The sequence below is a fragment of the Candidatus Nanosynbacter featherlites genome, from assembly GCF_037013405.1.
GTDB lineage: Bacteria > Patescibacteriota > Saccharimonadia > Saccharimonadales > Saccharimonadaceae > Nanosynbacter > Nanosynbacter featherlites_B.
The window spans coordinates 535,302-555,045 of sequence record NZ_CP146064.1 but is presented as its reverse complement, the minus strand read 5'-3'; the positions used below and the strand labels follow the sequence as shown (position 1 = coordinate 555,045).

The window sequence follows — 19,744 nt, the reverse complement described above, 5'->3', positions numbered from 1 at the left end:
TATGAAACGCTACAATCCGACGGAAATTGAGAAAAAATGGCAAGATAAATGGGAGGCTGATGGTACCTACGTCACTGACCTTGGTGATACGACGCGCCCAAAATACTATAGTTTGAGTATGCTTCCTGGCATTACCGGGGCTGGTATTCATATCGGTCACGGTCGGACGTTTCAGTTTGCTGACATCAAAGCGCGCCTGAAGCGTCAGCAAGGCTACAATGTATATCATCCAATCGGGTGGGATAGCTTTGGCCTGCCAGTGGAGAACTACGCCATCAAGGTTGGTAAAACGCCGCGAGTGGCGCACGATGAAGCCAAGGCACACTTCATCGCTCAGCTGAAGCGACTCGGATTTAGTTATGATTGGTCGAAGGAAATTTCTACGGCTGATCCAGAGTACTACAAATGGACTCAGTGGATTTTTACGCAGCTATACAAACACGATTTGGCGTACCAAAAGGAACAGCCGCAGTGGTGGTGCGATACTGACAATACGGTGCTGGCTAACGAGCAGGTTGAGGGCGGCAAATGTTGGCGTTGCGGCAATCCTGTCACCAAGCGCAACCTCAAACAGTGGTTTTTCCGCATCACCGCCTACGCCGATGAGATGTTGGAGGCAACTGACGACTTGGACTGGACGGAGATGGTCAAAACCATGCAGAAAAATTGGATTGGCCGGTCGGTTGGCGCGGAAGTTGACTTTACCCTTAATTTAACGGCATCTGACTCTTTAAAATTCACCCCTGATTTGGCAGAAAAAGTTATTTCTGGTGAAAAAACCAATACAATTAGGTATGAAGCTAAAAAACTGAAGGTTGGCGATATTGCTGATGCTATGGTGCGTGATGGAGAAAAAGTATATTCATTTGGATATATAAAAATAGTTAATATCCACCAGCTTCCACTAAGAGATATATCTAACGATATTTCTGGACATGAACGTTATAGTGATGATAATGAAAAATTGTTGAGTTTTAAAAAGTTCTATGGTGAAGAAGTTTCACTAGAGGATACATTCACGGTTTATGATTTCGAGTATGTACCACCAATCACCGTATTCACCACGCGACCCGACACCTTGTTTGGCGCCAGCTACGTGGCTTTGGCGCCAGAACACCCACTGGTTTCTCAGTTGGTCAATGCCGACACGCGCGCCAAGGTTGAAGCATACGTTCAAGCGGCTCAGCAGAAGTCTGACGTTGAGCGCCAGGAAAACAAAGATAAATCCGGCGTCTTTACTGGCAGCTATGCCATCAACCCAGTCAACGGTCAGAAGCTGCCAATTTGGGTGGCGGACTATGTACTGAGTGGCTATGGCACGGGTGCAGTCATGGCGGTACCGGCGCATGATGAACGTGACTTTACCTTTGCTGAGAAATTTGACTTGCCAATTGTTCAAGTGGTTGATAAACCGGAGGATTCCGCAGACGTCGGCTGCTACACTGGCGAAGGTGAGTTGATCAATTCTGGGCAATTTGACGGCACGCGCAGCGAGGACGCCCGCGAACAAATCGTAGCCTGGCTGGAACAGCAGGGTTCTGGTCGAGGCAAAACTACTTACAAAATGCGTGACTGGCTGATTTCTCGCCAGCGGTACTGGGGCGCGCCGATTCCGATGGTCCATGTTGACGGTTTCAGGCCAATCGCTGTAGCGGATGAGTGCTTGCCGGTGATTCTGCCAGAAGTTGAGAACTTCAAGCCAACGGGCGGTAATACGTCAGTCCTAGCACAAGTTGATGATTGGGTGCGCGTGTGGGCTGATGTTGAAACGGGTAAAACGGTGCCGATCACCGAGCCGAAGCCAGCGGGCGACAATTGGCGTGAAGGTCGACGCGAAACTGACACACTGGATGGCTATGCCTGCTCCAGCTGGTATTTCCTGCGCTATCTTGATCCGCACAATGATGCCGAGGCGTGGAATCCTGAGAGAATTGGTCATTGGATGCCGGTTGATTATTACAATGGCGCCGACCATGCGGTAGCGCACCTATTGTACAGTCGTTTTTGGATGCGCTTTTTCTATAAACTCGGTCTAGTGCCGACGCCAGAACCATTCAAGCGGATGATGTATAACGCTTACATCATGGCGCCAGACGGCCAAAAGATGAGTAAATCCAAGGGCAATGTCATCGATCCAATGGAGATTATGGATAGCGGTTACGGTGCCGATGCGCTGCGTGTTTACGAGATGTTCATCGCGCCGTATGATATGGATGCACCGTGGGATCCGCGCGGTGTGCCAGGGACGTATCGGTTCCTCAATCGAGTGTGGAATATGGTGCAGGAGTTTGTAGCAGCACCTGAATCTACTTCTGAAGATGACCAAGAACTGCTTCGCCTAACGCACTCAACCATCAAAAAAGTCACTCGCGACATTGAGGACGAAAAGTTCAATACAGCGGTGGCGGCAATGATGGAAATGGTGAACGGCCTATACAAGTTCAAAGAAGCACACGGTATGCAAGCGACAGAAACGTGGCAGTTTACTCTGGAGAGCCTGCTACAGATTTTGGCGCCATTCGCGCCACATATCACCGAAGAGTTGTGGCAGGAACTGGGCCACACTGATACCATTCACGTCAATCACTGGCCAAAGTGGGACGAGAAATATCTGGTGAGTGATGTAATGACCATCATCGTCCAGGTCAATGGTAAGCTTCGATCAAAGCTGGAGCTGCCAGCCGACATCGACCAGCAGGGTATTGAAGAAGCAGCTTTAGCTGACGCCAATGTTCAAAAATTCACAAACAATAAACCACCTAAAAAGATGGTTTATGTTCCGGGTAAACTACTTAACGTTGTTATTTAGCTTTAGGTTTTGCGTCTGCAGGAAAGACTTCTTTCTTGCCATCGCCATTAGTGTCTTTCTCGACCATAGTAACAGTGAATTCTTTTGGAGGAATCTTGTATTTTGAATTGTCAAGGACTTCCTGACTAGCCTCTGTGACTACACCAATATTAAGGTTAATCTGGTCTGCAGACCACCCCTCTTGTTCGCCGACTTCTTCAGCGGCTCGCTGTGCCGCAGAGTTAACCGAATCACCATCCTGTAAATCAACAGAGAAAGTTTTTTCCGGTCCTAGCAGTGATGGGTTTTCGTGTGCCGCGTTAACAAAATCAACGGCGCCTTGTTCTGCGACAGCAGCAGGGCTGTCTGGTGCTTCGGCGCTAGACCTGCCTTCCCATGGATATAAGCCAAGGCCTAATCCAGTGACACCTATGGCTAGCATCCCCACAGTTTTTCTGAGCCTGTTCTCTATTTTTTCCTTTTTTGCAAAACTTGTTTCTGGTAATCGTTCGTTATTCATGGTTAGTATAATAGCATAAGTAGTATAAAAAGTCAAGTATATTGTACAATATCCCAGTCTATACTCTTGAGAAAAATCGTAAAAACCGTTATAATAAAGCCCAAGTGTTAATATAAACTGATAAAGGAGAGATTATGGCACAACCTAAAAAACAGAGCAGCCCGCGAAAAACTGGCCTGCGCCGCAGCCACTTGGTATTGAAATTAGCTCGCCGTGTAAACGGTTCTTCACCAGTTAAAGCCTGGACTACCAAGCGAGAAACTGGCAAAAAAACGAAATAGTAGTAATATAACCCGAACAGGAACGTTTTACGCATGGCTTCAAACCGTCATTTAGGACGAATCGTCGCTCTTCAGACATTGTATGAATATGAATTTCGCCGTGAGGTTGGAGACGATACAGTCCAATACAAAGACATTCTTGAGAGAAATCTTGATAAGTACAAGTCATCAGTCGATGATGTCGATTTTGTGGATAAGCTGGTGCGCGGCGTGATCTCGGTGCAGCAGGAACTGGATGAGCAACTACGTCCGTTGGCTCCCGAATGGCCAATTGAGCAGATCGCGCGAATTGACCGAGCAGTTTTGCGGTTAGCGCTGTATGAGCTCAATCACGCAAAAGATGCACCTCCAAAAGTGGTCATCAATGAAGCAGTCGAATTAGCCAAAGCGTTTGGTTCGGATAACTCAGGGAAATTTATCAACGGTGTGCTGGGTACGGCATATCGCTCCCTCCAAGAGGATGCCGATGACAAAGGACAATTTTAGCGGAATACGCAAATATTTTAGCGGACATAAAAAGCCATCAATTCAGGAAATCGTGCGCGAGCCGACGGCTGGTGGCGTGGTGTTCCGCCGCAATAAAAAGGGTGAGGCCGAATTTTTGTTGTATCAAGACGCACGGGATCGCTGGACTATCCCAAAGGGACACATTGAGCCAGGTGAGACGGCGCAGGTCACCGCCAAGCGAGAGATCGGTGAAGAGACTGGCTTAAAAAAGATTGAAGTTTGTGGCTGGCTGGGCAAGGTTAATTTTCGCTACCGACGAATTGATAAATTGGTGCTGATGACGACACAGGTATATCTAGTCAAGGCGCTTGATCCAAATGAAAAATTGCAAAAAGAAGCGTGGATGAATGGTCTCAAATGGTTTTCATTTCACGAAGCTTTGGACGAAATCGAATACGAAGATATCGGCAAATTGATCTTACTCGCTATGAAACGTATCAGACAGGAGAATTTGTAGATGAGTGGGATGAATACTGCGCCATATCAAGAATTTGCGCGCGAAAAGCTGGGTTTTGAGTTTACAAATTTGGATCTTTTGATTACTGCGCTGACGCACCGCAGCTATGTCAACGAGCACCGAAAATCAGTTCACGAGCATAACGAGCGGCTGGAGTTTTTGGGCGACGCTGTGTTGGAACTGGCGGTGACCGAATATCTGTTTGCTCATTTCTCTGAGCCAGAAGGTATTTTGACAGCATGGCGGGCGGCACTGGTGCGCACAGAGAGTATCGGTGATGCGGGCGACAAACTGGGTTACGGACCGCTCATTCGCATGTCCAAGGGTGAGAAAAATGGTTCGGATCGGGCACATTTGCAGATTTTAGCCAACGCGTTTGAGGCGGTCATCGGTGCGATCTATCTGGAGCGTGGCTTTGATGATGCACGCGATTTTATCCATACACACATCATCGTCAAACTAGACCACATTTTGGAAACTGGCAGTTGGCGCGATCCAAAGTCTCATTTGCAGGAGGTTTCGCAGCGGCTAGATGGACAAACGCCGGTTTATAAAGTGCTGGGCGAAGAAGGGCCTGACCATGACAAAGTTTTCAGGTTGGGTGTGTTTGTCGGTGACCGTTTGATGGGCCAGGGCAGTGGTCCTTCCAAACAAGTTGCCCAGCAAGCAGCGGCTCGGGCTGCGTTGGCAGAATATCGGCGACTGACTGACGAATCAGAAAGCAATTCCTGAGCCTGATTCTGTTATTGCTCGTGCTAAAACGTTTATGATATACTAACTATACAGTTTAATTCCGAAGGAGGGGCAGAATGTCAACGATTGACCAGCAATTTGTGGAATACATCATTAAATCACTTGTAGAACATCCAGATGATGTTGTCGTTGAGCGGTTGATTGATGAAAAGGGCGTACTGTTGACGCTGACTGTCAACCCTGAGGATTTGGGCCGAGTGATCGGTAAACGCGGCGGTACTGCGCAAAGTGTTCGCACCTTGTTGCGGGCGTTGGGCACGAAAAATGACGCACGTTACAATTTGAAAATCGTCAACAACGATGGCTTTACTGGCGCGCAGAGCAGTGAAGATGGCGCATCTTCTGGTTCTGCTGTGGAAAAGCCAACAGAGGAAGCTGTGGAAAGCCAATCTTCCTACGCAGAAAATGCTCGAAAAGAGCTTGCAGAACTAGACGACCTTGATATATAATAAACGTAGTTCAAGCACAGACAACATGCGAGAACAGCTCTATGCGAGCAATGGGTAACCATTGAGAGCCTTATTTGTGCTAAAAAACCGCCCCGTGATGAGGCGGTTTTTTGGATTTCAACTTATACTACATTTGGCTCTCAGCTGGTGATTCGAAGTGCGCATCTGGCGACGGGTTTTCCAGTCTATATGATTTTTTATTGTTAGCATCTTCAGTGACCTTATAATCCCGGTTTTCAGGGTCCATATGAAGATTAATCTTTCCTTCTTTGTCTATAACTTCAAATACAGTAGTCGTGGACTTGGCATTATTAGGTACGGGATTACCCGTATAAGCGAAGACTCGAGGTATTTCGGTCGCTGCGTCTTGACTTTTCTTTGATTTATCAACCTCAACAGCCCAATGGAGGTTGTATGTTTTGTAATCATCTATGTCCTCAACTCCTCCATAGACAAGCTTTGGGACGTAGCCCTCTTGCTCTTCTTCAGTGAGTTTCCATACTTCAATATCATTTGCAGGCTGAGCATCATTTTCGGTAGATGAAGTGAAGTCCATAGACCTGGTCTCACAGCCAATAGTCACTCGATCTACTTTTCCATGGATTGGACTGGTAACATCATTTTCGTATGACAATACCTCGGGCATGCCGTATGCTGATTGTCCATCGCAGGTTATATCGACAGACATCTTGTATATATCAGGTTTTTCTTCTATACCAAGTATATTAGGTTTTTGTTCGGCTGAACAGCCACCAACGCCAAAGGCAAGAGCGCCGGCAGTAGCGCCGGCTGCTAATTTCCCGGCAGGCTTAGCGACTTTATCGCGCAGAAAGCTAGATTTTGGTAATGTTTCCTTCATAACAAAAACTCCTTTAAATTGTTAGACATCATTTTACACTAAAATTAGTTTTTAGTCAAGTGTATGCTAAAATTTTAGAGATGAGAAAATTTCAAGTTATTACATTGTTCCCAGAAATGTTGACGGGCGTGTTTGGTAATTCCATGATGTGGAAAGCGCAAAAAGAAGGCTTGGTGAGCCTGGAGACGATTGATTTGCGTGAGTTTGGCCTGGGTCCGCGGCGGCAAGTTGATGACACGCCGTATGGTGGCGGTGACGGTATGCTGCTGATGATTGAGCCGCTGTGGAAGGCGGTGACGCACGCCAAGAGCCAGGATCCAACTGCTAAAGTAGTCATTATGACGCCACGTGGCACCAGATGGAAGCAGTCGCTGGCGCAAGATTTTTCCGAAAAAGAGCACGGCTATATATTCATCTGTGGACGATATGAGGGGTACGATGAGCGAATTATGGAGCTAGTAGATCTAGAGTTAAGCGTTGGGGATTATGTGTTGACTGGCGGCGAGCTGCCAGCCATGACTATCATCGACTCTATCGTTCGGCTGCTGCCAGGGGTTTTGGGCGGTGAACAATCGGCAGCCATCGAGAGTTTTTCAGACGGCGAGACCTTGGAGTTTCCGCAGTACACACGTCCCGCTGAATTCAATGGCCTGCAGGTTCCGGAGATTCTACTGAGTGGCAATCATGCCATGATCGCCGAGTGGCGCAAAACGCATTCGCAAAAGCTGAATAATACTTAAACCAACGGAAAATACCGCTACATGAAAAGCAGCGGTATTTTGTTGTGGTGGATGGTCGTAGAGCGAAAGATACGTAATTTGTGGTGTTTATTTTTGTATAGTTCGCTTATGTTTATGGTACGTATATTTTTGTTTTTTTGCAAGTAATTTAGTGAAAAATACAACAAACTTGTGGTTATAGAGCTTGCGCATTATAATAAAGGCATGAAAAAGCTGTCAGTCAAACAAATGAAAAAAGAGATGAGAAACCTTGGTCTAGGCCGCCTGGCTAGTTTATTGCTGGCGGTGACGTTGCTGCTGACGGTACTGATGCAATTGTTCGCCTTTGAGAAGTTTCCAGGGTTATTGCAGCTCGCTGGATTTACCGAAGCGACGGCAGTGGTGCTTGCTGTGGCGTTGGTATACACGGAAGTGCTGGCGCTACCTTGGTTGATCGGGCTACGGGCGAGAGCTTCTGTGTTACGGCTGAGCTTTTGTTGTTTAATCATAGCGCTGCAGCTGCTGACGGTTTTGGTGGTTTTTGCAGATATGCGCGGTATCTCCATACTGTTCAGCATATTATCCCGAGAATCAAGTATGATTGACTTTGTGTGGCTAGGGCTGTTATGGGTACTATTTGGCATCGCCATCAAAATGTCAAAAAAATAAATACATCGCGCTAACGATGTATCGTGAAAATCAATGTGGCTGGGGATGAGGGATTCGAACCCCCGATCACGGGACCAGAACCCGCTGCCTTACCGCTTGGCCAATCCCCAATGCGTATTTGATTGTACTACAAAACATGGCGTGCTGCAAGCTCTGGATGTGTAGCCTGGCGGATGATACAATGATTGCATGGAAGCAATTGTGAAACTGGTGGCAGACGGTTTGGTTATACCGGTGGTTTTGATTGGTGCGTACGCATTGCTGTGCAAAGTGCCGAACAACAAAAAATATCAGACATATGCCAGAGTGTTGATGGCAGGCTTGACGGCGTATGTGATAGCAAAGACGGTGGGGACGTTCTATCAGCCGGAAAGTTTGCGTCCGTTTGAACTGATGGGCGTTGAGCCGGGCGCAGCCTATCTCAACAATCCTGGGTTTCCTTCAGATCACGCATTGTTTACCATGGCGATTACCTTGGCAGTATGGTTCGGTACGCGTGATAAACTGTTGGCCAGTGTTTGTTTGGTGTTGACACTGCTGGTTGGAATTGGCCGGGTGTTGGCATTGGTGCACACACCACTTGATGTCGCTGGTGGTTTGTTGATAGCGTGCATCGGAATCATCTGGTATAAACCATTGATAAAGCGTTAGCATAAATATATTCATAATCTACATTTGCTTTATTGGCAATTTTCGTGTAATATTAAGATATTATGAAGATTCTCTCAACTATATTTAAAGAGGAGATATCAGACTACTTGTTCAATATGCGAGCAGCAGTGTTTGGTCGTTTGTTGTTGACTGCGGCAGCGGCAGGCTTGTTGGTGTGGCTGGTGGCAACGGGAATTGACCGAGTTATCTTGGAACCAATCGTGTGTAAAGATGGCGCCAACCAGTTGTTATGTGGCAACAGCACCATGATGGCAGGGCATATCGCCACAGTTATCATGGCTATCATGTTGGTACCAGTGTTGATATTGTTTGGTATCAAGCGTCCGCTGGTCGTGGTGTTGGCAGCAACGATTGCCTTGTGGGGTGTTAATTTTTGGCAGGCGCACACTATTGTGGCGGCGTTGATCGCATCATTGACCTATATGGTGGTATACGCTAGCTTGACATGGCTCAATAGGATTCGTGGTGATGGCGCAGCGATATTGTTGATGATCGTGTTTGTGATTTTGGCACGAGTTGTCTTGTCTCTGTAATCCCTGTACACTAAGGGTATGGAAATCATTATCATCATTCTCTTAGGTATTATCGTTATGGGCTTGGGCGCGACGTTGTTCGTGCTGCAGTCAAAACTAGGCGAGCTGAAGCAGCAATCATCAGTCGAGCTCATCAAAACTGACGTAGTGGAGCTGGGGCGAACCATCGCCAAGTTGAATGAATCAGTCAGCGATAAATTGGAGCGCAGCAATGCTCAAGTGCAAACTTCGGTACAAAAGCAGCTGTCAGAAAGTGCCAAGTTGGTAGCGGACGTAACACAGCGGCTGGCAAAATTGGACGAGACGAACAAGCGGGTGGTCGACGTGGCGACTGACCTAAAAACTTTGCAGAATGTCCTGCAAAATCCCAAGCAGCGCGGTGTGTTCGGCGAGTTTTACCTGGAAAGCGTGCTGGATAATGTGCTGCCCGCCAAGCAGTTCCAGATGCAATATCGCTTCAAGGATGGCGAGATTGTTGATGCGGTGATTTTTCTAGACAAGGGGCAGATTTTGCCAGTAGACAGTAAGTTTAGCTTGGAAAATTATAACCGGATGATTAACGCCGAGACCAAAGCCGAGCGCGAGCTGTGGCTAAATAAGGTGAAGGCTGACCTGAAGGGTCGCATTGACGAAACCAGCAAATATATTCGCCCGCGGGAGCATACTATGGATTTTGCCTTTATGTTCATCCCGAGTGAGTCGCTGTATTATGACCTACTCATCAATAATGTTGGTGCGGGAGGTTCGAGCCGCGATTTGATTGAGTATGCCTTTCGTGACAAGCGGGTGATCATCGTCAGTCCGACCAGCTTTTTGGCGTATTTACAGACGGTACTGCAGGGGCTGCGGAGCCTACAGATTGAAGAGCAGGCCAAGGATATCCAGGTGCGTGTCGGTCAGCTGGGCGTGCATATCAAAAAGTTTGATGAGCTAATGACCAAGATGGGCAAGAGTCTCAGCACCACTGTCGGGCATTATAATAATTCGTACAAGGAGCTGGGCAAGATTGATAAAGACGTGGTGCGGATCGCTGGTGGTGATCATCAAGCGCAGCTAGAGCTAATCGATCGGCCTGCGCAGGAAGATTAAAAAATATCCCGCCAAAGGAGGCGGGATATCGTTATAGTAGAACTATGATCTACTCTTCTTCCTTGTTGCGGTAGTTGATGAGCAAGAACAAGTTGCCACCTAGAGCTGCACCGATAAGTGTTGCGACAATTACTTCCAGGCTGAAGCGAGAGTAGTTTTTCTCGTTCTTGCCTGGGAATGGACTGTTGCTGCGCACTTGAGTGTCAGTCTTTTCTGTGACTGCCAAAGCAACAGCTGGGTTGAGTGTTGCGCCTGAGATGTAAATTTCTCGTGGGTATGGACGCTCGCTGTTTTCTGATTGTGCTGCAACTTGGTTATCTTGGATCTTGGCTATGACTGATGCACGGACAAATGACGTGATTGAGCCTGATACGACCAAACCGATCATCAATGCCAGACCAATACCAAAGGCTTTGCCAGTCGTGCTGATCTCTTTGCGGTTCAATGCTGCGGCGACGCCGAACATGAAGACAGCAACACCGATCAGTTCAACGGCAAAGACACTCCATGAGAATGCAGTGAATTGGTTAAAGCTGAGCGCAAAACCGTTGTTGGTGATTGAGCCGATCAACACGACTGCTGCCATGGCACCGAGGAATTGTGCACCCCAGTAAAATGGTACCAAAGCGGTTTTTAATTTGCGCATTGACCACAAACCAAAGGTGACGGCTGGGTTGACGTGTGCGCCAGAAATACCACCAATGGCAGTAACGATGAGCATCAACGCAAAACCAACGTACATTGATGACAAGACGTCTGATGCAAACAGAGCGGTCAGCGTCAAGATGAACGTACCGATGATTTCCGCGATGACGATGTTGATTAAGTTGCTTGGTAATGTGGAACCTAATTTGGCGCGCTTGCTTTTGCTTTTGGCCGCAGCAGATTCGGTGACGACTCGTTTGACGGTCGTTTTGGTTTCGGTCTTAGCTGTAGCAGTTTTCTTTGCCGTAGCTTTAACCGGGGCTTTCTTTGAAGTTTTCTTCGTAGCCATATTCCCTCCTTAAAGTAGTATCACGACTATTATAGCATAATTTGCTATACTGTAGTTATGGGATTATTTGTAAATCAGAACGATCAGCGCAGCAAACTGCAAGAACGCATTGCGGCGGAACTACGCGAAAAGGCGAAAGCGTCGAGCTTGCAGGAGAAAGCTAGCTTGGACGGCGTGGAAGATGTGAAATATCTAGAAGGCACAAAACAGACGACAACGTTGGCGTGGGCGTGGGTTTTGATTGTGATCATGGCGGCAGGAGTTGTCGGGATGTTTTTAATGCAAGGGCGATGACATGGAAAAGTTAGATGAAGTTCGATCAGTATTATTATCACGTGTAGCCGAGGCAGCCGAGCCGCGCAGTGTCTTGCGGAGTGCGGAGCTACGGGAACTATATGGTGTCATCACGACGCTGTCAGCCGAAGAGCGCGGAGCGTTTGGTAAGAAAGTCAATGAACTGAAGCAGGAGTTGGAGCGGGCGGTTACGGCTCGCGAAGCTGAGCTGTCAAAAGTTGACTTGCCGCCAATTGACGTGACAGCACCGATGGACGTCAATGCTCCCCGGCCTGAATTACTGCCGAGTGAACGGGGCACAATTCATCCATTGATGCGTGAGATCGACCGTATTTCTGACATTTTCAATCGCATGGGTTTCGTGACGGAAGAGTCGCGCGAAATCGACGATCAATTTCATATGTTCGAGAGTCTGAACTTCCCGAAGGGTCACCCGGCGCGTGATGATTATGATACGTTCATGACTGAGGAGACGGATGCCAATGGCGACCGCTTGATTGCCCCAGCGCACACCTCGACCATGCAAAACCGCGTGCTGAAAAAATATCACGGCAATTTGGCGAACGGCGGGGCGATCGCCGCCATCGTACCTGATCGGGTGTTTCGCAACGAAGATTTGGACGCGCGGCACGAGCACACGTTCTATCAAGTCGAAGGTATGTATGTCGCCAAGGGTGTCAATGTCGGCAACCTCATCGCGACGTTGCAGGAATTTTTGCAGGAATATTACGGCAAGAAATTGGATGTGCGCGTCAACCCATTTTATTTCCCGTTCACCGAGCCGAGCTTTGAATTTGCGCTGAGCTGCCCGTTCTGTGAGGGCAAAAATCCGGATTGTAAGGTTTGTTCGGGCGAGGGCTGGATCGAACTCTTGGGCTGCGGCATGATCCACCCGAACGTGCTGAAGGCTGCCGACATCGATCCGAATGAGTACACCGGTTTTGCCTTTGGCTGCGGCATCGACCGCCTGGTGATGATGAAATACGGTATCGAGGACGTACGGCATTTTGAGAGTGGCAAGCTGGACTTTTTGGAGCAGTTTTAAGGAGCTATTGCGCACACGATAATAGTAGTATCTCAAAAACTTGTAATAAAAGAGGCAGTTCTGTGTGCCGATAGAGAAATTGTTGCAGCGAGAGAGATCACTAAAAAAGATAGGAGGAGGTAAATGGATACACAACAATTTGACGCACTTATCATTGGTTTTGGCAAAGCCGGCAAGACATTGGCGGTGACGCTGGCGAATGCGGGCAAAAAGGTAGCGCTGGTGGAGCGGACACCAAAGATGTATGGCGGCACCTGTATTAATATTGCTTGTATTCCTACTAAGGTGCTGGTCAGTGCGGCTGAGCATCATCAAAGTTTTGATGAGGCGATGGCACATAAGACAACAGTGGTAGCGCGGTTGAATGAGAAGAACTATCACATGCTCGCGGATCGTGAAACGGTGAGTGTCATTGAGGGTGAGGCATCGTTTGTAGATGATCGTACTGTGAAGGTTATGGCGGGTGACGACGAGCTAATAGTGAGTGCACCGCAGATTTTTATTAACACCGGTGCGGAATCAATCATCCCAGATATTCCAGGTGTTGATAAGCCGTTTGTATATACCAGTACTGAATTGCTGGATAAAATGACACAGCCAAAACAGCTAGCTATCATTGGTGGCGGTTATATTGGGTTAGAATTTGCCTCAACTTATGCCAAACTTGGTACAAAAGTAACAGTATTTGAGAGGGGTGATGCTCTGCTTGCACGTGAAGATCCAGCAATTGCTCGGGCTACTACTGAAGCATTGCAGGCACAGGGTATCGAGATTGTGTTTAGTGTGGATGTGACAGCGATTGAGGGTGAGTCTACTGCGACGATTCGCACAGTAAATCATGATGATTACGCTGGTTATGATGCGGTTTTGATGGCTACGGGCCGTCGCCCGGCGACGATGAGCTTGAATTTACCAGCTGCTGGTGTAGCGACGGATGAGCGCGGGGCAATTGTGGTTGATGAAACACTTCGCACTAGTCGGTCGCATATTTGGGCAATGGGCGATGTAACGGGCGGGCCACAATTTACCTATGCGTCGCTGGACGATTTTCGGATTGTGAGAAGCCAGTTGCTGGGCGATGGTCTGTACACTCGCGCCAAACAAAAAATCTTGCCGTACGCGGTCTTTATGCAAACGCCGCTAGGTCGGGTGGGTATGACAGAGGCTGAGGCGCGTGCGACGGGGCGCGAAATTATCGTAAAAGAGTTGCCTGCTATGGCGATTCCACGCCTGCATGTTGATAATGCTACAACAGGCTTGCTGCGTGCGGTGATTGACGCAAACACTGAACAAATTTTGGGTGCTAGTTTATTGTGTCGTAACTCACCAGAAGTCATTAATATTATCAAAACTGTAATGGATAATGACCTACCATATACTGTACTGCGTGACCAAATATTCACTCATCCAACGGTGAGTGAGGCATTGAACGATTTATTTGCGTAAAGGAGGAGTATGAATTACACAATTTTTGACGATATCGTGTCAGGTAAAATGAAATCTTGGAAAGTCTGGGAAGATGAGAAATTTTTAGCGTTTCTCACGCCGTTTCCCAATACACCGGGCTTTACCGTGGTAATACCGAAACAGAATCCAGGCGATTACGTATTTTCCTTGGATGATGAATTGTATTCTGAGATGATGCTGGCAGTGAAAAAGGTTGCTAATATTTTAGAAAAAGCTTTCGATACGCCGCGAGTGGCATTGATTTTTGAGGGGACAGGCGTGGCGCATGTGCATGCCAAGCTGGTACCGCTGCATGGTGACTTAGCGAAGGGTATTGGCTCGGCAGTGTCGCATGAGCAGGCATTTTACGCGGAATATCCGGGTTGGCTGACCACTGCTGATGGTCCAAAAATGGATGACGCCCAGCTGGACGAAATTCAGGCGCGGATTTTGGCGGCGCAAGAAATAAAATAATTGGAATGAGGAGGTGCCATGGCAGTACGTGGTAAAGCGCTGGGGATAACAATAGCCGGTGTCGTGGCGGTGCTGATTGCGGCGTCTGTTGCCTGGGTATTCCTGTGTCCAAGTCGGAGTACTGACCTGCAAAAGGCTCACATTCAGCGGCGTGATTATGACCAGTCGGTGAAGGATATTCAAAAGGTCATTGCTGATGATGCGGCTAATGGCGAGGTGCGTCCAGAATCTCGCCCAATTCTGAAAACTCACGGCAAGAAAACTGCGCGGGCGGTGATGATTCTTCATGGCGTCAGCGGTGAGCCGTCGGCGATGGCAGAGTTGGCGGATTGGTTCTATCAGACGGGATACAATGTCTACGTGCCGCGAGCACCGCACCATGGCCTGAAAGATGGCAAGCAGCACGGCAAAGTTCGCGCCAGTGAATTGGTGAATTTTATGAGTGATAGTGCTGGGCTGGTCAGCGGGCTGGGCGATGAGCTAGGCGTGATTGGCCATTCGGGCGGTGGTACGCTGGCGACGTGGTTGGCACAATATGGCGATGGATTGTTTTCGCGGGTGCTGCTACTTTCGCCGTACTATGAGCCGGATGCTTCTCAGGCACCAAAGTGGCAAGTGGCGCTGCTGCGCAATGTCTATGGCAATCATCTGCTGCCAGATCAATTTTTTGATGGCGCTTTGTCATACCGGGCATTGGCAAATTATGTCATCATCAAGCAAAATTATCGCAGCGATTTGAAGGCGGTAGGGTTGAAGCACGTTGGTTTGATCATCGGTAGCGAGGACCGTTTAATTGACGGTGCCATGGCAAGTGACATTGCAGAAAAGATGGCTAAAAACAGTGGCGCCACGTTTACAAATGAAACGACACCAGTGCACATGGGCGTTGGTCATGAATTGATATGGCCGGGAGATAAGTCCGTGAAGCAATACAAAAAAGAATTGTACGACATGTACGTACGGGTATATGAGCAATGAACATTCTCCTGGTTGAAGACGAACCAGCGGTGCGCACTGGCACCGAGCAATTCCTGCGCCAGCGCGGCTTTACGGTGATAACGGCGACCAGCGGCGAGGAGGCGCTTGATAAGTTCGCTGGGGCGGATGTGATTGTCCTTGACATCATGCTACCAGGGATGAGTGGCATTGAGGTATTGCATCAAATTCGCCAGACCAGCGACGTGCCGGTGTTGATGCTGACGGCTCTGCATGATGAGCCGACGCAAGTTGCGAGTTTTGACGAGCTGGCGGATGACTATATGAGTAAGCCGTTTTCGCTGGTGATTTTAGAAAAGCGAATTAAGGCACTACTTCGTCGCCAGCAGTCTGTCAAAAAAACCTTGTGGCAGCGCGGTTTGGCCTCGGTGGATTTTGCTGCCTATCAGGGATTTTATGATGATACTGACGCGCACCTCAAGCCCAAGGAAGTGCAGTTGCTCAAGCTGCTAGTGGATAATCCAAACATGGTCTGGAGCCGCCAGGCTATCATTGATAAATTGTGGCGTGATGATGAGGTGCCGTTCGACCGAGTGATTGATGTCTATATCAAAAACTTACGCAAAAAATTGCACCTAGACTGCATCGTCACGGTGAAGGGGGTGGGTTATCGCTATGAAGAATCTTAAATTATTCCCCAAAACATTTTTGGTGTCAATCGGCCTGTTTGCGGCGTTGATCGTCCTGGTACATGCGCTGGTCTACACCTTGATGCCGCAATTTTATCTGCAACAAAAAGAGCGCGAGGCGGCGGACAATCTCACGGCGCTCGTGGCTGAACTACGTGGCAAATCGACTGAGGAAATGCATCGTCTCAGCCAGGAGTTTGCTCAAGTGAAAAATGTTAATATCACGCTGACGATTGACGGTCGCGACCAGTATTTTCAGGGTTTTCAGTCGATCAACATTGTGACGGACAGCGGTAAATCGGTTGACGCCAGCGTGGTGAAAATCGCTGATGGCCAAACAATTGATCCGCGCTCGGTGATTTTGCGGCAGGGAAGTGTGGCGAATAGCCAAGGTCAAACGATCGCCGTCAAGCTGTTGGCCGATGTGGCGCCTGTCACTCAGGCCAAGCTCGCCACGCTGCAGGTACTACCCTATACCATGCTTGGCTCGCTGTTGGTGGCACTCGTGTTTTCGTACATCTATAGCCGTTTTGTGACGCGGCCGATTCGCCAGATGGCGGCGGTGACCACGACCATGCAGCGGCTGGAAAAGGATGCGCATTATCCAGTAAATAGCAGTGATGAAATCGGCGTGCTAGGACGAAACATTAACGAACTCTATCAAAACCTGTGGCAAACGATTCGCTCGCTGGAGCATGAGAATAAGCGGATCACGCAGCTGGAAAAGGAAAAAATCGCGTTTTTACGTGCGGCCTCGCACGAGCTAAAAACGCCACTAGCAGCCCTCCGGATCATGCTCGAGAACATGCAACTAAACATCGGCGAATATAAAAATCGCGACCAGTACCTGGCGGAATCGGTGGCGCAGGTTGATCGCTTGGCGGCGATGGTGAATGACGTTTTGCGCTCTGGCAGTGTCGCCGAGCAGGCTTTGCACCAGGAGAAACGGCTGAGGATCGATAAGCTGGCCGCTGAGGTGGTTGACGATTATATGTTGCTAGCAAAAACGCGCGGCATGACTTTCACGGTTGACGCGCGTCCGACGACCATTCGCGCTAACCGAGACATGATACGCCACGTCATCTCAAACCTGGTGTCAAACGCGGTGCGCCATGGCGACGTCAGGAGCGTGATAAAAATTACTTGCAACCAGAATGAGCTGGCTATCGAAAATGCCTGCAGGCCACTCACTAAACAGCAACTCCAGCACGTCTTTGACCCGTTTTATCGCAGTTCTGACGACATGAAGCAACATGCCGACAGCAGTGGCATCGGCCTCTACACCGTGAAGATGCTACTCGACACCAAAGGCCTTGACTATGACTTCACACCGCACGGGCGGGGCATGCGGTTTGTGGTGAGGTTTGAGTAGGAGGATGTGATGGATAGAGAACTAGAGAAAATGAGTTTGGAAGAATTGTGGCAACTATTCCCTATATTTCTTGTAGAACACAATCGAGAATGGGTGCACTGGTATGATGAGGAGGTAAAATCCATCTCCTCATTGGTGCCGGAAAAATATATAACACGAATATCCCACATTGGGAGTACAGCTATCCCAAATATACAGGCAAAGAATATAGTAGATATATTGCTTGAAGTCCCGTCGGAAAAAGAATTAGAGCCTGTAAAAAATATTCTTGTTGAAAATAATTGGCTGTGTATGAGTCAGAAAGCAAAACGAATCTCATTGAATAATGGATATACCAAGCAGGGCTTTGCGGATAAGGTATTTCATCTCCACATTAGGGTGGCGGGAGATAATGATGAGATCTATTTTAGGGATTATCTAATTGAAAATAGTAGCATCGCCAAAGAGTACGAAAAATTAAAACTGAATCTTTGGAAGGAATTTGAGAATGATAGGGATGGGTATACTGATGCAAAAAGTGATTTCATCAGAAAGTATACTAAAATAGCTAGAGAAAAATACGGGTCCAAGAATAGGTTGTCCTAAATTGTGCGTGATTAAAGTCGTCAAACGAACTCTCGGCCCCTGCTTTACATAAAGACCGCCACCAAGTATGTCATACCGAGACACTAGATATCTGTGCTAAAATCAAATCATGAATGAATTCATTTTAGTAGCAATAAAACTGTTGATTGGCTTTTTCGCGCTGACGATAATCATCAACATTTCCGGGAAAGGTAATTTATCACCGTCATCCGCCAGCGATCAAGTGCAGAATTATGTACTGGGTGGCATCATTGGAGGCGTCATTTATAACAATAGCATTCAGATTTTGGATTACATCGGGATTTTGTGTATATGGTGCGCGCTGGTGCTGACATTGAAATGGACAAAGCAGTATAACGTGAAAGCAAAGCAGCTGATCGACGGCAGGGCATTGATAACCAATGGGCAACTGTAGACTGATATACTTACAGTTAGCGGCTATTTTGTCTAACCGCAGCTAAATAATACCGATAATAGCTCTTCGGATCTGAAACGAAAAAGCTGTCATCCATGTCTTCGTTCGGACGAATTTCAATACTCTGGTTGTTGGCATAAGGCTTGATAATATGGATGAACTCAAATTTATATTCCCCAGAAATTTGCTTGAGCTCCTCGCTCTGATAAAACGGGTCAGGATAGTCTGTCATTACCAATGCAAGATACTGCCCCTTATGACTAAACAGATGAAATGTTGTATCAGGACAGAGCGGAACGAGAGACGCCAGCTGGCGAATATATGATGCATCGTCGAGAATTGGAAACGCTTCATTGATTATTTCTGGGAACAGGATGTTTGAATAATTGTTCATATGGCAACCTTGATTATAGCAAGAAAGGTAGGCAGTTTCATGATTCATCTTTTATAATAAAACGTATGAAAATTATCACCAAAAAATCTTACCCTGATTTATTCGAAAAAGTCCTAGCGGGCGAGAAAACGTTTGATATGAGGGTGGCTGATTTTGACATCCAACCTGGCGATATTTTGGAACAGGTTGAGGTAAATTATGACGGAACGCCAACCGGTCGCAAAGTCCGTCACGTAGTCGGCGAAGTTTTACGCACGAAAGAAATCGATTTTTGGAAACAAGAAGATATTGATCAATACGGCTATCAAGTGATGTCGCTTGCCGAGCGGGTTGATTGATGATTATTGAATAGTGATACAGTAAAGCCTACGCTTCCCAGGTAGTTAGTATTAATTTATTCTGATATAATAATCTACTATGACAACACACCAATTAAAACTAGCCACCGAACCTTTTGACGCCATCACTTCTGGCAATAAAACCATCGAATCACGGCTATATGACGACAAGCGCCAGAAAATTCAAATCGGCGACCAGATTATCTTTACCAATCGAGACAATCCCAGCCAAACTGCTGCTGTTACAGTCGTCGGTTTATTGCGCTATGCGACGTTTCATGATTTGTTTTCGCACAATGATCCGCAGAAATTTGGCGGCGAGAGTGTTGCATGGCTAGAAAATCAAATCAACGAATTTTATTCTATTGAAGACCAGAGACTACATGGGGTAGTGGGTATTGAATTTATATTATCTCGATGATATAATAATGACTGTCCTATCCGAGCTACGTCAAAAATCGTAGCC

Annotated in this window: 25 protein-coding genes, 1 tRNA gene and 1 pseudogene; 22 read left to right on the top strand and 5 right to left on the bottom strand. The window is 47.5% G+C overall.

The window, feature by feature from the left end:
• Nucleotide 1: 1 nt before the first annotated feature.
• Nucleotides 2–2,809 carry a leucine--tRNA ligase gene (gene leuS / locus V4210_RS02995; RefSeq protein ID WP_338520565.1) on the top strand — a complete coding sequence of 936 codons (2,808 nt, stop codon included), beginning with the start codon at nt 2–4 and terminating at the stop codon, nt 2,807–2,809.
• On the opposite strand, the gene V4210_RS02990 is transcribed toward leuS, so the two are convergent.
• On the bottom strand, nt 2,802–3,308 hold the full coding sequence (locus V4210_RS02990) for a hypothetical protein (protein ID WP_338520564.1): 507 nt from the start codon (nt 3,306–3,308) through the stop codon (nt 2,802–2,804). The genes leuS and V4210_RS02990 overlap by 8 nt on opposite strands.
• Nucleotides 3,309–3,442: 134 nt before the next feature.
• Between V4210_RS02990 and V4210_RS02985 the strand changes: the two genes are divergently transcribed.
• The 5 genes from V4210_RS02985 (at nt 3,443) to V4210_RS02965 (ending at nt 5,755) form a co-directional block, all read left to right on the top strand.
• Nucleotides 3,443–3,589, top strand: coding sequence for a hypothetical protein (locus V4210_RS02985; protein ID WP_174843592.1), 147 nt, complete (start codon nt 3,443–3,445; stop codon nt 3,587–3,589).
• A gap of 33 nt (nt 3,590–3,622) precedes the next feature.
• Nucleotides 3,623–4,075 carry a transcription antitermination factor NusB gene (gene nusB / locus V4210_RS02980; protein ID WP_338520563.1) on the top strand — a complete coding sequence of 151 codons (453 nt, stop codon included), beginning with the start codon at nt 3,623–3,625 and terminating at the stop codon, nt 4,073–4,075.
• On the top strand, nt 4,056–4,553 hold the full coding sequence (locus V4210_RS02975) for an NUDIX domain-containing protein (protein WP_338520562.1): 498 nt from the start codon (nt 4,056–4,058) through the stop codon (nt 4,551–4,553). Before nusB ends, V4210_RS02975 begins: the two co-directional genes overlap by 20 nt.
• A complete protein-coding gene (gene rnc / locus V4210_RS02970) occupies nt 4,554–5,285 on the top strand; it encodes a ribonuclease III (protein ID WP_338520561.1) in 732 nt (243 codons plus the stop codon). It abuts the gene before it with no gap.
• Nucleotides 5,286–5,362: 77 nt separating this feature from the next.
• Nucleotides 5,363–5,755 carry a KH domain-containing protein gene (locus V4210_RS02965; protein WP_338520560.1) on the top strand — a complete coding sequence of 131 codons (393 nt, stop codon included), beginning with the start codon at nt 5,363–5,365 and terminating at the stop codon, nt 5,753–5,755.
• 127 nt (nt 5,756–5,882) lie between these two features.
• Here V4210_RS02965 and V4210_RS02960 read toward each other — a convergent pair whose 3' ends face one another.
• Nucleotides 5,883–6,614: a hypothetical protein gene (locus V4210_RS02960; RefSeq protein ID WP_338520559.1), complete on the bottom strand. Its 732-nt coding sequence runs from the start codon at nt 6,612–6,614 to the stop codon at nt 5,883–5,885.
• An 80-nt stretch (nt 6,615–6,694) separates the two neighbouring features.
• On the opposite strand from V4210_RS02960, the gene trmD reads away from it, so the two are divergent.
• Together trmD and V4210_RS02950 are read left to right on the top strand one after the other, a co-directional pair.
• Nucleotides 6,695–7,354, top strand: coding sequence for a tRNA (guanosine(37)-N1)-methyltransferase TrmD (gene trmD / locus V4210_RS02955; RefSeq protein WP_338520558.1), 660 nt, complete (start codon nt 6,695–6,697; stop codon nt 7,352–7,354).
• Nucleotides 7,355–7,558: 204 nt separating this feature from the next.
• Entirely contained in the window at nt 7,559–8,002 is a 444-nt protein-coding gene (locus V4210_RS02950) for a hypothetical protein (protein ID WP_338520557.1), read from the top strand.
• Between the two features lie 36 nt (nt 8,003–8,038).
• On the opposite strand, the gene V4210_RS02945 is transcribed toward V4210_RS02950, so the two are convergent.
• A tRNA-Gln gene (locus V4210_RS02945) sits at nt 8,039–8,112 on the bottom strand.
• Nucleotides 8,113–8,191: 79 nt separating this feature from the next.
• Here V4210_RS02945 and V4210_RS02940 point away from each other — a divergent pair.
• The 3 genes from V4210_RS02940 (at nt 8,192) to V4210_RS02930 (ending at nt 10,296) form a co-directional block, all read left to right on the top strand.
• Nucleotides 8,192–8,653, top strand: coding sequence for a phosphatase PAP2 family protein (locus V4210_RS02940; protein ID WP_338520556.1), 462 nt, complete (start codon nt 8,192–8,194; stop codon nt 8,651–8,653).
• Nucleotides 8,654–8,715: 62 nt separating this feature from the next.
• A complete protein-coding gene (locus V4210_RS02935; RefSeq protein ID WP_338520555.1) occupies nt 8,716–9,207 on the top strand; it encodes a hypothetical protein in 492 nt (163 codons plus the stop codon).
• An 18-nt stretch (nt 9,208–9,225) separates the two neighbouring features.
• A complete protein-coding gene (locus tag V4210_RS02930; protein WP_338520554.1) occupies nt 9,226–10,296 on the top strand; it encodes a DNA recombination protein RmuC in 1,071 nt (356 codons plus the stop codon).
• Nucleotides 10,297–10,345: 49 nt separating this feature from the next.
• Here V4210_RS02930 and V4210_RS02925 read toward each other — a convergent pair whose 3' ends face one another.
• A complete protein-coding gene (locus V4210_RS02925; protein ID WP_338520553.1) occupies nt 10,346–11,290 on the bottom strand; it encodes an MIP/aquaporin family protein in 945 nt (314 codons plus the stop codon).
• Between the two features lie 57 nt (nt 11,291–11,347).
• Here V4210_RS02925 and V4210_RS02920 point away from each other — a divergent pair, with 57 nt between their 5' ends.
• The 9 genes and pseudogenes from V4210_RS02920 to V4210_RS02880 all read left to right on the top strand — a co-directional run.
• Nucleotides 11,348–11,584, top strand: coding sequence for a hypothetical protein (locus tag V4210_RS02920; RefSeq protein WP_338520552.1), 237 nt, complete (start codon nt 11,348–11,350; stop codon nt 11,582–11,584).
• 1 nt (nt 11,585) lies between these two features.
• Nucleotides 11,586–12,629, top strand: a complete 1,044-nt coding sequence (gene pheS, locus V4210_RS02915) for a phenylalanine--tRNA ligase subunit alpha (RefSeq protein WP_338520551.1) — start codon at nt 11,586–11,588, stop codon at nt 12,627–12,629.
• Between the two features lie 123 nt (nt 12,630–12,752).
• On the top strand, nt 12,753–14,075 hold the full coding sequence (locus V4210_RS02910) for an FAD-dependent oxidoreductase (RefSeq protein ID WP_338520550.1): 1,323 nt from the start codon (nt 12,753–12,755) through the stop codon (nt 14,073–14,075).
• A gap of 9 nt (nt 14,076–14,084) precedes the next feature.
• Nucleotides 14,085–14,549, top strand: coding sequence for an HIT family protein (locus V4210_RS02905; RefSeq protein ID WP_338520549.1), 465 nt, complete (start codon nt 14,085–14,087; stop codon nt 14,547–14,549).
• Nucleotides 14,550–14,567: 18 nt separating this feature from the next.
• A complete protein-coding gene (locus tag V4210_RS02900) occupies nt 14,568–15,527 on the top strand; it encodes an alpha/beta hydrolase (protein WP_338520548.1) in 960 nt (319 codons plus the stop codon).
• Nucleotides 15,524–16,174: a response regulator transcription factor gene (locus V4210_RS02895; RefSeq protein WP_338520547.1), complete on the top strand. Its 651-nt coding sequence runs from the start codon at nt 15,524–15,526 to the stop codon at nt 16,172–16,174. Before V4210_RS02900 ends, V4210_RS02895 begins: the two co-directional genes overlap by 4 nt.
• Nucleotides 16,161–17,546: a sensor histidine kinase gene (locus V4210_RS02890; protein WP_338520546.1), complete on the top strand. Its 1,386-nt coding sequence runs from the start codon at nt 16,161–16,163 to the stop codon at nt 17,544–17,546. Before V4210_RS02895 ends, V4210_RS02890 begins: the two co-directional genes overlap by 14 nt.
• A gap of 9 nt (nt 17,547–17,555) precedes the next feature.
• A complete protein-coding gene (locus V4210_RS02885; protein ID WP_338520545.1) occupies nt 17,556–18,131 on the top strand; it encodes a GrpB family protein in 576 nt (191 codons plus the stop codon).
• Nucleotides 18,132–18,240: 109 nt separating this feature from the next.
• Nucleotides 18,241–18,528 (top strand): annotated as a pseudogene (locus V4210_RS02880) (hypothetical protein); the annotation flags it as partial.
• Between the two features lie 34 nt (nt 18,529–18,562).
• On the opposite strand, the gene V4210_RS02875 reads toward V4210_RS02880, so the two are convergent.
• A complete protein-coding gene (locus tag V4210_RS02875) occupies nt 18,563–18,940 on the bottom strand; it encodes a hypothetical protein (RefSeq protein ID WP_138079224.1) in 378 nt (125 codons plus the stop codon).
• A gap of 65 nt (nt 18,941–19,005) precedes the next feature.
• On the opposite strand from V4210_RS02875, the gene V4210_RS02870 reads away from it, so the two are divergent.
• On the top strand, nt 19,006–19,278 hold the full coding sequence (locus V4210_RS02870; protein WP_138079222.1) for a DUF3850 domain-containing protein: 273 nt from the start codon (nt 19,006–19,008) through the stop codon (nt 19,276–19,278).
• Between the two features lie 79 nt (nt 19,279–19,357).
• Entirely contained in the window at nt 19,358–19,699 is a 342-nt protein-coding gene (locus V4210_RS02865) for an ASCH domain-containing protein (RefSeq protein WP_138079220.1), read from the top strand.
• Nucleotides 19,700–19,744 lie beyond the last annotated feature (45 nt).